A 13,606-nucleotide genomic window follows, 5' to 3' on the forward strand; every position below is an offset into this window, starting at 1 on the left:
GGGGTCGAGGGTGTTCATAATTCGTAATCCCTCACCCATCATACTGATGAATTACGAATTATGAACCGCGACAATTATCGATTTTTAGGCCAGGGCCGGGACGGGAATTTTTAGATGGGGATAGAGAGGGAAGCTCTCACAGAGTTTAGCGACCCGTTGACGGCAATTTTGTTTCACCGCGTCATCGTTCGGGGTGAGAAGGAGATCGGCGATAATATTGCCGATTTCGACGAATTCCGCCTCTCCTAACCCTCGGGTGGTCATGGCGGGAGATCCCAAGCGTAGACCGCTGGTGACGAAGGGGGATTCCGGATCGAAGGGAACGGTGTTTTTGTTGGCGGTAATATTGACGGTACTGACGAGTCGATCGGCCTCTTTGCCGGTCATGCCGATCGAGCGGAGATCCAGTAACATCAGATGGTTATCGGTTCCCCCGGTGACGATCTTGATGCCGCGTTCGGCTAACTGTCCGGCGAGGGCGCGGGCGTTGGCGATTACCTGTCCGGAGTAGGTTTTAAATTCCGGCTTTAACGCTTCCCCGAAGGCGACGGCTTTGGCGGCGATGACGTGTTCGAGGGGGCCGCCCTGGGTGCCGGGGAAAACGGATTTATCGAATTTTTTCCCGAGTTCCTCGTCGTTGGTCATGATTAAACCACCTCTGGGGCCGCGGAGGGTTTTGTGGGTGGTGGTGGTGACGACGTGGCAATGGGGCAGGGGGTTGGGATGGTGTCCGGTGGCGACTAACCCGGCGATGTGGGCGATGTCGGCCATGAGGTACGCGCCAACCTCGTCGGCGATCGCGCGGAATTTCGCGAAATCGATCGTTCTAGAGTAGGCGGAGTAACCGCAGATAATTAGTTTCGGTCTTTCTTTAAGGGCGATGTCGCGGATGAGATCGTAGTCTAGGCGCTCGGTTTCGGGACTAACGCCGTATTGCGCGACGCGGAACCATTTTCCGGAGACGTTAACGGGGGAACCGTGGGTGAGGTGGCCGCCGTGGGAGAGATCCATCCCGAGGATCGTGTCGCCGGGTTGCAGGAGGGTGAGGAAAACGGCGAAATTGGCCTGCGCGCCGGAGTGGGGTTGCACGTTGGCACAGGCCGCGCCGAAGAGTTGTTTGACTCGATCGATGGCTAACTGTTCGGCCTCGTCAATATATTCACAACCGCCGTAATAGCGTTTTTTCGGCAATCCTTCGGCGTACTTGTTGGTTAGTACCGATCCTTGCGCGGCCATGACGGCGGCGGAGGTAAAGTTTTCACTCGCGATTAATTCTAGGTGATCGCGTTGCCGTTGTAGTTCTTTTTCGATAATCCCGGCGATCGCCGGATCGGTCAAGGCTAAAAGGTCTAGATTAGTATCAGTCACGTTTCCTCGATCCTAATTCAGTAACAATTCACGTTCGATTACTCTGTTATCTTATCTATTCTCGCACGGGATGAAGGCGAGCGGATGACCGTTGGAGTCGATCGAGAATTGCTGGCGCTACAATCGAGAACGGAGATCCGGGGGTATTGACGATGACGATCGCCAAGGACGAGTTAACCGAGAACGCTTTAGGCGCTCCCGACATCGAGGAAGAGATCGTTTTCCCGACCGGCGAATTCTGGAGTGATGAACCCCCCGTGGAAAGCAATTTACACCTCCGGCAGATTTTAATCCTGATCCAGTGTTTGGAATGGGTGTGGGGCGATCGGGACGACTTTTTCGCCACGGGCAACCTGACGATTTACTATAGTCCGAACCAGAAGAAATCGGAATTTTTCCGCGGGCCGGATTTTTTCGTGGTGAAAGGAACGACGCGGAACCAAAATCGCCGCAGTTGGGTGGTGTGGCAGGAAGACGGCAAATATCCCAACGTGATTATCGAAATTCTTTCGGAAAGTACGGCGGAAGTAGACCGAACCGAGAAAAAACGCATCTATCAGGATACTTTCCGAACTCCCGATTATTTCTGGTTCGACCCGGATAGTTTGGAATTTCAGGGTTTCACGCTGGTTAGCGGGAGTTACGAAGCGATCGAGCCGAACGAGCGAGGATGGCTGTGGAGCGAGCAGTTAGGGCTATATCTAGGCGTACACGAGGGGAAATTGCGCTATTTCACCCCGGAAGGCGAATTAGTCCCGACCCCGGAAGAGGCGGCTAATCGGGAGAAGGCCGAGAAAGAATACGAGCGTCAACAGAAAGAGTTAGCCCTACAGCGAGTGGAAGAGTTAAAAGCGAGACTACGGGAACTCGGTATCGAACCGGGAGACATCTCCTAGAGCGGCGATCGGGGAAAACGGTAAAAGTGAATTCAAGTGGTCGATCGATAGATATCCGCGTTATCCGTCGGGCTATTTCCCGCGGAATCGGCGAAATTATCCTGAAAATCGGGTTCATCTCCGAGAAACAAAAGTCGCGCGTTCGTACCGGCCACGAAGATCGCGCCTCCTTTCCCCTGTCCCGGATTTTTGCCCCGGCCGGCGAGGGCGGAATTGCCGATAAAACGAGTGCGGTAGACGATTAAACCGCCCGATCGAACGAAAATCGCGCCGCCGAATCCCGCGCCCGATCCGCCGAATCCCGCGCTGGCGTTTCCACCCCCGAAACCGCCTTTTCCCGCGCGTCCGATTTTACCGCCCTGTCCGCCATAGCCACCCGATCCGCCGCCCCCGCCGAAGCCGCCATTTCCCCCGTCTCCCCCGTCGCCGCCTCTGGCGATCGCCACGCCATTTCCCCCGTTGCCACCGTTGCCCGCGTTGCCGAAACCGCCGAAACCGCCACCGCCACCGAAAGCCACGGTTCCGATGCCGCCCTCTCCCTCCCAGAGTCCGAAACTGCCGAAAATCCCGATCCCGCCATCGCCGCCGTCGCCGCCGTTGCCCCCGCTTCCCCCGTTCGCGCCGCCGTTGCCGCCGTTGCCGCCGTTGCCCGCGTTGCCGAAACCGCCGAAACCGCCCCCACCGCCGAAAGCGATCGCCCCGATGCCGCCGATGCCGATGCCGTTGACCCCGGCGATCGCTCCCCGATTGACGCGGAATTTCTCGTCGTGGCTGGAAATGGTGACGGGATCGCCGGTTATCTCGTCGGAAGTCAGGCTAATGCCGTTAATACCGACGATCGCGCCGCGGTTGACCTTGTATTTATTTTTGGCCGTTTCGATGTGGTTTTTGACGGGGGGAATCCGCGCGCTTCCCTCGCCACCGATCGCCTGATTGCCGACAAATTTCACGTCGTTGAGCGTTACCGTGGCGTTATCGATATAAATTCCGCCCCCCATGCCCGCGTTCCCTCCCGCGCCGTTTTTGCCGTCCTCCCCGCGCGCGAGTCCGTCGGCGATCGTCAGGTGGGCGATCGTTACCTCTCCTTTTTCGATCGACAGGACGCGAACCGCGTTATTCCCGCTAATTACGTCATCACCATCACCGCGTAGATATAGGTTCCCGGTCAGGGGGGGAAGGGGACTTTCTAGGGAAATCGTGCCGCTAATGGCGGAAAGATCGATTAAATCGTCCTCGGGGCTGGCGTTGGCGCGCTCGATCGCCTCTCGGAGAGAGCCTTTCCCCCGATCGGCGAGCGTCGTCACGATAATCGGTTGGAAACGGTTACTTTCCGGCGGATCGGGCGGAAGAGTTTCCGATCCGGCCAACGACGCGGGACAAGTCCAGAAAAAAGTTAACAGGGCGATCGATAACCAAGCGATCGTTTGTTTCCGAAAACGGATAGTAGCGCGCGTCTTGGCGATCGACATTTTCCTCTCTCTCCCGATAACTCTCGATCGTCTACTGTACCATTTCCTTCCCGTTCCGACCGATAAATAAAGGGTTTGACGCGTTTTCCCGCATCGCCCTTCCGGATGAATTTATATGTTTTTGTGATGTTTTTTACAATCTTTCCCGTTCGCGTACTGTATACAGGAAGACGACAGTGGAAATATTTAGGCCGATCGGGGAATCGCTTCTACCCGTGAACCGGCTAAATATTCGCGTTTCCCAATCGAGAAGAGGCTTACCGATGACCGTTATCGAAGAAAAACCGGCGATCGTCAAAGAGGAACTGGTTTACGGCTTACACGATCGCCCTCCCTTGACCGAGGGTCTTTTCGTCGCTATCCAACACACTTTCGCGATTTTCGTGCCGATCGTCGCGCCGGGGCTGATTATTTGCGGCACGTTAAAAATTAACCCCGCCGATACCGCCTATATTTCGGGTATGGCGTTACTGGTATCGGGAATCGCCACCTTCATTCAAGCGAGAACCCTGACGATACCCGGTTTCGGTAGGGTTCCCCCGACAACGATCGGGACGGGATTACTGACTATTCAAGGAACGAGTTTTTCCTACCTCGGCCCCCTGATCGCGGCAGGCGCGGCGGTAACGGCGAGCGGGAAATCTCCCGAAGAAGCGATTCCCCTCATGCTGGGTTTGAGCTTTTTCGGTTCTTTCGTGATGATTTTCCTGAGTCGTTTTCTCGACTTCACCCAAAAGATTTTCACCCCCCTGGTGACGGGAATCGTGGTGACTTGTATCGGCCTAACGCTGATTAAAGTGGGGATTACCGATATGGCGGGAGGGGTTCCGGCGATCGGGACCCCCGCTTACGGTAGCCCGATGAACGTCGGTTTATCCCTGCTGGTACTGGCGATCGTCACTTTCTGTAGCATCAGTAAAAATCGTTTTTTGAGGATGGGATCGATCGTTGTCGGTCTGATCGTCGGCTATACCATCTCTTTGTTTTTAGGATTAATCGACCTGAGCGATCTGGGTAAACTCCCCCCGATCAATTTTCCCATTCCCTTTAAATACGGTCTGAAATTCGATTTTATCGCCTTCGTCCCGGTAGCGATCGTCTATATCGCCACCATGCTCGAATGTATCGGCGATATTACGGCGACCTGCATGGTCACGGGAGAACCCGTATCGGGGGGAACCTATTTCCGACGCATCAAGGCGGGGGTTTTGGGGGACGGGATCAACTCGTTTATCGCCTCGATCCTCAGCACCTTTCCCGTGACGACGATGAGCCAGAATAACGGCCTGATCAAACTAACGGGGGTAGGAAGTCGCTATGTGGGTTACTATCTGGCGGTCATTCTCGCCCTGTTGGGTTTATTCCCGATCGTCGGTGGATTCCTCCAAAAAACGCCCGCTCCCGTGTTAGGAGGGGCGACCATCCTGATGTTCGGTTCCGTGGCCGTGGCGGGATTCAATATCCTGCGGACGGTGGAGATGGACACCCGCGCTTCGGTGATCGTCGCGGTGTCTCTTTCGGCCGCGCTGGGAGTTACCTTCGTCCCCGAATTCGTGAGTCAAATGCCTCCTCTGGTTAATCAGGTTTTCTCCTCCGGGATTTCCACGGGGGCGATCGTTTCCTTACTCCTCAACATTATCCTGCCCGGTCGCCCCGAGGTTCCCGATATGGCGATCGAGGCGGCGGAGATCGCGCGCGAAGAGTTACTGCAATAAATTCTTATCGAGAGGTTCGCACCACATCTACTATGACTGACAATTTTGAACTCGAAACGACCGATCCGGTAGTACAGGAAAGAACTTCGCCCACGCCCGTTTATACGGGATGGCAGGGAAAAATCGCCGATTATTTCCAATTTTCTTTCTATAGAACGAATTTCCGCACCGAGATCCTCGCGGGGGTGACGACTTTCATGACGATGGCCTATGTCATGGTCGTTCACCCGTCGATCATGTCTAACGCGGTCTTCCTCTCCAAGCCGGGGGACTTATTCACGGAACTCGTGGTCGTGACGGGTATCTCCGCGGCGATCGGTACGCTGATCATGGGGTTTCTCGCCAAATATCCCTTTGTTCTCGCGCCGGGGATGGGAACTAACGCCTTTTTCGCCTTTTCCGTGGTGCTGGGTTTGAAAATCGCCTGGCCGACCGCTCTCGCCGCGGTTTTAGTGGAGGGATTGATCTTCGTGGGCCTGACGGTGACGGATATCCGGCGACACCTGATCACCGCCGTTCCCGACTGTATTAAAGCGGCGACTACCGTGGGCATCGGGATGTTTCTCGCCTATATCGGCCTCGCCAGTACCACGGAAACCGGTGGCGCGGGGTTAATCGTCGCTAACGAGGTCACGAAAACGGCTTTCGGCAGTTTCCGGGAACCGGCGACGTTACTGGCGGTTTTCGGGATTCTCATTTCCTCGATGTTTATGATCCGCCGCTTGAAAGGCGCGTTACTCTGGGGGATCGCCGGGACATCTATCCTGGGGTGGATTTTCGGGGTCGCGGCCGCGCCGAAAGGGTTCATCCAGTTACCCGCTTTCCCGTCCCATCTATTCGGTCAGGCGATCGTCGGTCTTTCGGGAGTAAACGCGGGGAATTTCATCGATTTTATCGCGGTGATGCTCGTTTTCCTGTTCGTGGATATGTTCGACACGATCGGCACGTTAAGCGGGGTGGGTACGCAAGCCGGGTATATTAACGAGAAAGGGGAGTTACCCCGCGCGAACGAGGCCTTAATGGCGGACGCGATCGCGACTACCGCGGGCGCGGTTCTGGGAACCTCTACCGTTACTACTTTCGCGGAATCGGCCTCCGGGGTGGCAGAAGGAGGCAGAACCGGTTTTACCGCCGTGGTCGCGGGATTGTTATTTTTAGTCGCCCTGCTGTTCGTGCCGATTTTCGAGGCGATTCCCGCGTTCGCGACCGCGCCGGCTTTGATGATCGTCGGGGTGTTGATGATGTCGGGAGTTACGGGGGTTCGTTGGGGAGATCTGACGGAGGCGATACCGGCTTTCGCGACGGTTTTCTTTATTCCGATGGGTTTCTCGATCGCCGCGGGTTTATCGATGGGGATTATCCTCTATCCTTTCACGAAACTGGTCAGCGGCCGGGCGAATGAAGTTTCTCTGGTAACGTGGATTCTGGCGGCTATCTTTCTCGCTCGTTATGTTTTCATGACCCTGCGATTCGGTTAGTTCCGGCGGGAGGTTAAGACGGGACATCGGGTGTCTCTCGTCCTAACTTATTTTCCTAGCGCGGAAAAATGTTGGTCAAATTTCAGAGACGGGGATCGATCGATCTCCGTTTTTTTCGTCTCGATCGCGCGATCGTCGATTTCCCGGCGGATTCCCTATCCCTACAGTTTCGATCGAACGGTGAACTGATAATCCCCTCCCGGTTCCAGTTGATAATCGTAGCGTTCGAGAAACCGATTCAACGGTTCAAAAATTAAGGCGCGGCCCAGCGAAGGCTGAACCGTTAATTTTCCCTGACGGAAATGCCACTGAAATCGCCATTCATAATTGGCCGTCCTGACCTCTCCCTCTAATTTGCCATTCTGCCAGGATTGCTTGATGATACGGACGTAAGCCGTACTTTCCGGTCGATTCTCGCCACTCACGATCGATCTATCCCCTCGTAACGATCTCGAAGACTACCATAGCGGATCGCGACGACGATCGCCGGTATCTCGATCGCGAGAATCGCTCGATCGCCGAGAATAGACCTCTCGCGGAATTTAAAAGAGGGAGGGAAAAGAGAAAAAAGCCGCCCCTTTCCCCTTCCCCCTTTGTCGGGAAGTTGTCCCGTTCTTTGAAATTCGGAATAGCTCCCGACGCTAAAAATGCACGCGGGAAACGGGGCGAGAAGACCGCGTCTCGCGCGGGATTACCGATTAATCCCCCGGGTGCGATCGCCAGAATCTCTGCCACCACGGGGCCGGATCTCCTTTGAGGAAATCGATCTTACCCCGAATCTTGTTAATATCCCATCCCGTCAAATTCGCTAGAGTTTTCGCTTCCTCTTCCTGTCTTCTCCGAACGCTCTGCCGATAACCGTTCGCGGCGGAACAGTTCATCTCTCCCCGATAGGGATGGCGCAGGACATACCGACCTTGAAACGGTTCTTGATTCGCCGTTTCCTGAAACTGTAAATCCTCGGGGAATTTATCGCGACGGTAGCGGACGTGCAGACGACTGATAAACACCCGTCCCGAATCGGCCCAAAAAACACCCGCCTGTTTTAATTCCTCCCGCGATAACGGTTCCGCGGAACAGGGATCGCAGTTCGCCATGTCCCACGCGTATTCTAGAAACGCGACCTTTTTATTCTCCCGCTCGTAACTTCTTTGAAAGAGATTTTTATAAAAATCCTTGAACTCTTTCTGTACGAATTCCGGGACATCCATATTAGAAGGAATCTTCACCGTCCGATAGTTGGTTAACTCGGTTTGTCCTTTCGGCGAGAGCAGATAGACCAGTAAATCCTGTTCCCCCTGACTGTTCATCATACCCAGACGGATCGGTAACATGAATCGCTTGGACTCGTAGGCGATTTGAAGCGGTCGCAGGGATTGGAACCCGGTTTTAGAAAACTCCTGTAAGTTCACTTTCGCCACGAAGAATTTTAACTTCCCGCGGATATAAGGTTGGAGTAATTGACTCGCTCCTTTCGGGAGTTTATATCCGTTCTGTCGCAACCAGATTTCTAACCCGTCCGATTCGCGCGCGCTCAGAACGAGAATATCGTATTCCCCGACGGTGAATTTTTCCTCGATCGTCACGCCTAGAGAGTTATCCCGTCTCGGTTTCAATTCTTCGGACACTGGCGCGGGAGCGGACGACGGCATCGCCCGATCGAGATAGCGCCGTCGATCGCAGGGATTTTCATCGAAATATTCTACCAACCGCGGCGCGCTGAACGCGTCCAGTCTCTCGATAATTTTCGCGTCGCCGATATGAACCTGTTCCTCTTTAATCACGGTCGGCACGGGGACGACGAGCGCGAAATCTTTAATCTCCCCCCGGTAATCATTGGCCATCGTTAAAATCGTTCGATCGCTATCACGAGCGATAATCACTCGCGAGGCTTTGTTATACAAACTCGCGTCCGCCTTAGCGACGTAAAACCCACAGAACGCGTGAGCGGGTTTCGCCCAGAAAACCATCAACCCGAAAAACAATAACCCGATCAGAAATTTTTTCATGTTCCTCGTTCTTCTATATATATCGGTCTGCAACGGCTGGCGGTCAACTTCGATCCATCCTCGGATCGATAAGTCTCTACTTGCCCTTTCTTTTTCGATCGACTCTCGAACCCGAATTCCTCCCGTTCGTTTCAAGTGGACGGGTATTTTACGGGCAGGTTCTCTCTTCCCTCCCAACTAAACCGACGGGCCGATCGAACCCGATCGAGTATCACCGTCGCGGGCGATAGAATAAACAACGCCCAGAACGGCGCGGTCGATAAAAAGAAGGTGTGCTGTAAAAAGAAGGTCAATCCCGCCACCGCGCTCGCCCAAAAGATCCGGGCGATCGGGGAATTCGGGATCGATCGGGGATCGGTGATCATGAAGAACGCGAACAGTAATAAACTCCCGTTCATGACCTGATGTAGCCACACGTCCCCCGTCCAACCCAATCGATAATCCCGGCACAGTTCTAACCCCCCGTAGACGAGCAGAAAAGTTCCCGAGGTTTCCCACCGTCCCACTCGCTGTAAAATCATCCCCGCGGTCGCGCAGAAGAAAAGGAGATAAATCCAATCCGTCCCCCACTGTCCCGGAGATACCCACGCGTCACCCGTCCAAACCAACGCCGAGATAATGCCGAAGTTGCCCGGATTGAAAAAATGTTTGCCCCGGTCGCGGAAAATGAACTTACTCGCGATAGCCAATACCCCCGCGAAAACCATCGTTTGATAATGATTCCCCCGCAATAATAGGCAGAGTCCCAACGCGGTAATCAGGGAACTTTTTAGGGAGGTTTCTGATAGGAATTGACAGATCCCGATTTTTGGGGTAGACTTTTTATATAATGGAAATCCGTGCTTGTCTACAGACTTGACAAATTTTTCCAAATATGCAAGAAGAATTTGAGTCCCCGTACAAGCCAGAAACACGACGGGGATGAAAGCCAGTTGTAGAGTCCAGTCGCGAGCGAGCAGACCGAGCGCTAAGAACGAGGCGAGAAAAAGAATTTGATAGTCCCGCGGGTCGCGCGTTTCCATAGAACCCCCACGCACAGAAAAGATTTTTTCCAGTATGACCCGTATTTCCCGGTAGAGATCGAACGTTACCGTTTTTGTAACGATAGTCGGCGATTCGATCGGCCGGGGTACGTCGATCGGGACTACACTAGGAGAGTCGGTGAGTCAGGAGGGAGGAGGCAGGAGACAGGAGTCAGGAGTCAGGAGACAGGAGTCAGGAGACAGGAGTCAGAATATAGTTCGTTATCCCGCTCATCTCCCTTACCTTCCCCATCTCCCTTACCTTCCCCATCTCCCCATCTCCCCATCTCCCCATCTCCCCATCTCCCCATCTCCCCATCTCCGGGCGCTTAAACCCCGCCCCTACCGTCCCATCTCCCTATCTCCCCATCTCCCCATCTCCCCATCCCAATATGATTCTCTCCTTTCCCGCCCCTCCCTCGATCGATCTCTCGCGCGTCCGTCTCGATATCCGTTCCCTGCAACCGCGGCTGGTCGAGTGGCGAAGGCAACTACACCAACATCCCGAATTAGGGTTTCAAGAACACCTCACCGCGGAACTCGTCTCGCGAATTCTCACCGAACACGGTATCGACCATCGAACGGGAATCGCGGGAACCGGAATCGTGGCCGCGATAGCCGGGAATAGTCCCGGCCCCGTCCTCGCCATTCGCGCCGATATGGACGCGCTACCGATTCACGAAGAAAACGACGTTCCCTACCGGTCGCGACACGATGGCAAAATGCACGCTTGCGGCCACGACGGTCACACGGCCATCGCCCTGGGAACCGCCGTATACATATCACAAAATCGCCATCTTTTCAAGGGGATCGTGAAAATTATTTTCCAACCCGCGGAAGAAGGGCCGGGAGGGGCGAAACCGATGATCGAGGCGGGAGTCTTGCGGAATCCGGACGTGGACGCGATTATCGGTTTGCACTTGTGGAATAATCTCGCGTTGGGAACGATCGGGGTACGCGAGGGGGCGTTAATGGCGGCGGTGGAATGTTTTGACGTACACGTACAGGGAAAAGGGGGACACGGGGCGATGCCGCATCAAACCGTGGATGCCGTCCTCGCGGGCGCGCAGATCGTCAACGCCCTGCAATCGATCGTCGCCCGGAATGTTAACCCGATCGATCCCGCGGTGATCACGGTGGGAAAATTCCACGCGGGAACGGCGCGCAATGTCATCGCCGACACGGTTCATCTCGGCGGTACGGTACGCTATTACAATCGCGATTTAGAAGGGTTTTTCCCGCGACGGATCGAGGAGATTGTCGCCGGGATCTGTCAGGGGTACGGGGCGAGTTACCGATTCGATTACTGGCAGTTATATCCCGCTTTGATCAACGATTCCCGGATTGCGGAATTCGTGCGATCGATCGCCGTGGACGTGATGGAAACTCCCGCGGGTATCGTTCCCGAATGTCAGACGATGGGGGGCGAGGATATGTCGTTTTTCTTACAAGAAGTCCCCGGTTGTTATTTCTTTCTCGGTTCCGCGAATCCCGATCGAGGACTCGCCTATCCCCACCACCATCCTCGTTTCGACTTCGACGAGTCGGTACTGGGAATGGGGGTAGAAATTTTCGTCCGTTGTGTCGAGAAATTTCTGGCTATCTAGTGACCCTACACCCCACACCCTAAACCAAAAACTTATCCGAAAATCGTGAATGAATCGATCGAAAAAAGACCGACCTGGGATGAATATTTTCTGATGATCGCGAAATTGGCCGCCACTCGATCGACCTGTTTGGCCTTTCCCGTCGGCGCGGTAATCGTTAAAGATCGTCAGGTTCTCGCCACGGGGTATAACGGTTCGCCATCGGGGACGGTACACTGTACGGCACAGGGTTTTTGTTATCCGGGGTTACGAACCTGTCGGGAGTCGGGAGAATTTCCCTCGCGGGCGATTCACGCGGAAGCCAACGCCATCGCTCAAGCGGCGAAACACGGCATTTCTACCAACGGCGGGAGTATTTACGTTACTTTAGAACCCTGCCTTTCCTGTTTGAAATTAATGATTTCCTCCGGTATTAAAGAAGTCTTTTACGAGACGGATTTTAATAGCGGCAGTAAAGCCGTAGCTCGCGACGCGTTTATCGAGGACGGGGTGATTACCCTGAAAAAAATTCATCTATCTCCCGAAACCGCCGAGCGAGCCGCTTTATTTCTCCTACATCCTACCTCGATCCTATCATCCCCCTGAAGAAATAGATGGGGAGATAGGAGAGTTTTTGGGGAAAAGGCTACCTTTCATTCTTTACCCTTTCTCCTTTACCCTATTCTCCTATACCCTACACCCTGTTATTGACGGCTGAAAGCCGCTCGCCGATCGCTCGAAGCCTCCCGCGTGAATTAATTCTTAATTTTAGGACGGATTAGCGCGCGAAACGGTAATCTTGATACAGATTAGAATTCTGGCTCGAATCGCTCACGCGCGGGAAAGGGTCAGGACTTCGGGATCGATTCCGAGAAATCAGATATTTCGCGTTTTTGAAAGAATACTTTCTCTTGGTTTTCTTGGTTTCCGAATGAGAACTCCCGACTCGATCCGATCGAAAAATACGATTCCGCTAGAAATCTAATCCTGAACCGGTAACTTTCGTGTAAATAAGTAACTAAATAAGGAGAGAAAGATGAGTCTTGTTTTTGATATTCTGAGTTCGATCAACAGCCCCGATCGGCAGGGGAGTGTCGAACAATTAAGCGCGGTGACGAACGCGATCGGCGGATTGGCCGAACAGAACGGTATTGATGCCGGTACCGCTCAAGCTGTCGTGTCTTCCCTGGGTGGCCACTTGCGATCGGTCTTGGGAGAACAACGGGCGACACTCGGCGAGGGGGGATTAGAAAACCAACTCGGTCAGCTTCTCGGGGGGGGTGGTAATCCTCTCGGCGGCCTTCTCGGTCAGGTGATGGGAGGTGGGTCCGGCGCGGCCGCTTTGAGCGCGCTTCTTCCCGGCGATAAACAACAGCAGATCGCCGATGATATCGCGGCGAAAACGGGGTTACGTTCCGAACAGATTCTCGGGGTTTTACCGGTTCTCGTTCCCGCGGTTTTGGGATTGCTCAACATGGGAAAAAGTAACGACGCTACGGGTTCTAATTCCCTGTTACAGTCGTTTTTAGATAGCGATCGAGATGGGGATACCGATTTAGGCGATGTCCTGCATTTCGCGAATCGTTTTTTGAATAAGTAAAGCTATCCGCTTTTCGTCAAAAGTTTCCGCTTCCGGGTCGTGGTTTTGGGAGCGGTTTCCATCGCGAGACTCGGGACTATAATCGGTAATGTAAGAAAAACCGGCGATCGACGATCGCCGGTTTCTGTTTTCGGATCTAGCTAATTGTTACGCTCCCGTCGGTTCGGAACGTTTATTCGGCATCGGGGGCGGTTTCTTCCGCGTCGGTGAAGTTTTCCCAGATGTCCGTCGCGCGATCGGAGAGATTTTCCCCCGCGTTCGAGAGCGTTTCCTTCGCGTTATCGAATAGGTCGGAACCGGGGATTTCCCGTTCTTCGGTTAGTTCTCCCCAAATCCCCGAGGCTCGATCGGAGAGATTTTCCGTGAGGTTAGAGAAGGTGTCTCCGAAGTTGTCGAATAGGTCGGAACCGGGGATTTCCCGTTCTTCGGTTACTTCTCCCCAAACTCCCGACGCTCGATCGGA

Annotated in this window: 13 protein-coding genes; 7 read left to right on the forward strand and 6 right to left on the reverse strand. The window is 54.2% G+C overall.

Going from position 1 to position 13,606, the window contains the following annotated elements; genetic code table 11:
- Window positions 1-84 precede the first annotated feature (84 nt).
- Window positions 85-1,368 carry a serine hydroxymethyltransferase gene (gene glyA, locus V0288_RS14015; RefSeq protein WP_332865735.1) on the reverse strand — a complete coding sequence of 428 codons (1,284 nt, stop codon included), beginning with the start codon at window positions 1,366-1,368 and terminating at the stop codon, window positions 85-87.
- Between the two features lie 152 nt (window positions 1,369-1,520).
- On the opposite strand from glyA, the gene V0288_RS14020 reads away from it, so the two are divergent.
- Window positions 1,521-2,264: a Uma2 family endonuclease gene (locus V0288_RS14020; RefSeq protein WP_332865736.1), complete on the forward strand. Its 744-nt coding sequence runs from the start codon at window positions 1,521-1,523 to the stop codon at window positions 2,262-2,264.
- A 32-nt stretch (window positions 2,265-2,296) separates the two neighbouring features.
- Here V0288_RS14020 and V0288_RS14025 read toward each other — a convergent pair whose 3' ends face one another.
- Complete coding sequence (locus tag V0288_RS14025) at window positions 2,297-3,733, reverse strand: hypothetical protein (protein ID WP_332865737.1); 1,437 nt, start codon at window positions 3,731-3,733, stop codon at window positions 2,297-2,299.
- A gap of 263 nt (window positions 3,734-3,996) precedes the next feature.
- On the opposite strand from V0288_RS14025, the gene V0288_RS14030 reads away from it, so the two are divergent.
- Together V0288_RS14030 and V0288_RS14035 are read left to right on the forward strand one after the other, a co-directional pair.
- Complete coding sequence (locus V0288_RS14030; RefSeq protein WP_332865738.1) at window positions 3,997-5,448, forward strand: uracil-xanthine permease family protein; 1,452 nt, start codon at window positions 3,997-3,999, stop codon at window positions 5,446-5,448.
- Window positions 5,449-5,480: 32 nt separating this feature from the next.
- Window positions 5,481-6,926 carry an NCS2 family permease gene (locus tag V0288_RS14035; protein WP_332865739.1) on the forward strand — a complete coding sequence of 482 codons (1,446 nt, stop codon included), beginning with the start codon at window positions 5,481-5,483 and terminating at the stop codon, window positions 6,924-6,926.
- Between the two features lie 161 nt (window positions 6,927-7,087).
- On the opposite strand, the gene V0288_RS14040 is transcribed toward V0288_RS14035, so the two are convergent.
- The 3 genes from V0288_RS14040 to V0288_RS14050 form a co-directional block, all read right to left on the reverse strand.
- Window positions 7,088-7,351 carry a DUF3146 family protein gene (locus V0288_RS14040; protein ID WP_332865740.1) on the reverse strand — a complete coding sequence of 88 codons (264 nt, stop codon included), beginning with the start codon at window positions 7,349-7,351 and terminating at the stop codon, window positions 7,088-7,090.
- 273 nt (window positions 7,352-7,624) lie between these two features.
- Window positions 7,625-8,935, reverse strand: coding sequence for a DUF2330 domain-containing protein (locus V0288_RS14045; RefSeq protein ID WP_332865741.1), 1,311 nt, complete (start codon window positions 8,933-8,935; stop codon window positions 7,625-7,627).
- A gap of 131 nt (window positions 8,936-9,066) precedes the next feature.
- Window positions 9,067-9,957: an RnfABCDGE type electron transport complex subunit D gene (locus V0288_RS14050; protein ID WP_332865742.1), complete on the reverse strand. Its 891-nt coding sequence runs from the start codon at window positions 9,955-9,957 to the stop codon at window positions 9,067-9,069.
- Between V0288_RS14050 and V0288_RS14055 the strand changes: the two genes are divergently transcribed.
- From V0288_RS14055 to V0288_RS14070, 4 genes are all read left to right on the forward strand, one after another.
- Complete coding sequence (locus V0288_RS14055) at window positions 9,928-10,290, forward strand: hypothetical protein (protein WP_332865743.1); 363 nt, start codon at window positions 9,928-9,930, stop codon at window positions 10,288-10,290. The genes V0288_RS14050 and V0288_RS14055 overlap by 30 nt on opposite strands.
- A 59-nt stretch (window positions 10,291-10,349) precedes the next feature.
- Entirely contained in the window at window positions 10,350-11,564 is a 1,215-nt protein-coding gene (locus V0288_RS14060; RefSeq protein WP_332865744.1) for a M20 metallopeptidase family protein, read from the forward strand.
- A 45-nt stretch (window positions 11,565-11,609) separates the two neighbouring features.
- Window positions 11,610-12,149 (forward strand): deoxycytidylate deaminase, encoded by a 540-nt coding sequence (locus V0288_RS14065; RefSeq protein WP_332865745.1) that lies wholly within the window; start codon window positions 11,610-11,612, stop codon window positions 12,147-12,149.
- 430 nt (window positions 12,150-12,579) lie between these two features.
- Window positions 12,580-13,143 (forward strand): DUF937 domain-containing protein, encoded by a 564-nt coding sequence (locus V0288_RS14070; protein WP_332865746.1) that lies wholly within the window; start codon window positions 12,580-12,582, stop codon window positions 13,141-13,143.
- Window positions 13,144-13,315: 172 nt separating this feature from the next.
- On the opposite strand, the gene V0288_RS14075 is transcribed toward V0288_RS14070, so the two are convergent.
- On the reverse strand, window positions 13,316-13,606 hold a 291-nt coding region (locus V0288_RS14075; RefSeq protein WP_332865747.1), incomplete at its 5' end, for a hypothetical protein.

It is taken from the genome of Pannus brasiliensis CCIBt3594, from assembly GCF_036688125.1.
Classification (GTDB): Bacteria; Cyanobacteriota; Cyanobacteriia; order Cyanobacteriales; family Microcystaceae; genus Pannus; species Pannus brasiliensis.

Excerpts from the sequence above, each read along its gene's own strand:
- V0288_RS14020 (WP_332865736.1), top strand. The coding sequence starts at position 1,521 with ATGACGATCGCCAAGGACGAGTTAACCGAGAACGCTTTAGGCGCTCCC.
- V0288_RS14025 (WP_332865737.1), bottom strand. The coding sequence starts at position 3,733 with ATGTCGATCGCCAAGACGCGCGCTACTATCCGTTTTCGGAAACAAACG.
- V0288_RS14030 (WP_332865738.1), top strand. The coding sequence starts at position 3,997 with ATGACCGTTATCGAAGAAAAACCGGCGATCGTCAAAGAGGAACTGGTT.
- V0288_RS14035 (WP_332865739.1), top strand. The coding sequence starts at position 5,481 with ATGACTGACAATTTTGAACTCGAAACGACCGATCCGGTAGTACAGGAA.
- V0288_RS14045 (WP_332865741.1), bottom strand. The coding sequence starts at position 8,935 with ATGAAAAAATTTCTGATCGGGTTATTGTTTTTCGGGTTGATGGTTTTC.
- V0288_RS14050 (WP_332865742.1), bottom strand. The coding sequence starts at position 9,957 with ATGGAAACGCGCGACCCGCGGGACTATCAAATTCTTTTTCTCGCCTCG.
- V0288_RS14060 (WP_332865744.1), top strand. The coding sequence starts at position 10,350 with ATGATTCTCTCCTTTCCCGCCCCTCCCTCGATCGATCTCTCGCGCGTC.
- V0288_RS14070 (WP_332865746.1), top strand. The coding sequence starts at position 12,580 with ATGAGTCTTGTTTTTGATATTCTGAGTTCGATCAACAGCCCCGATCGG.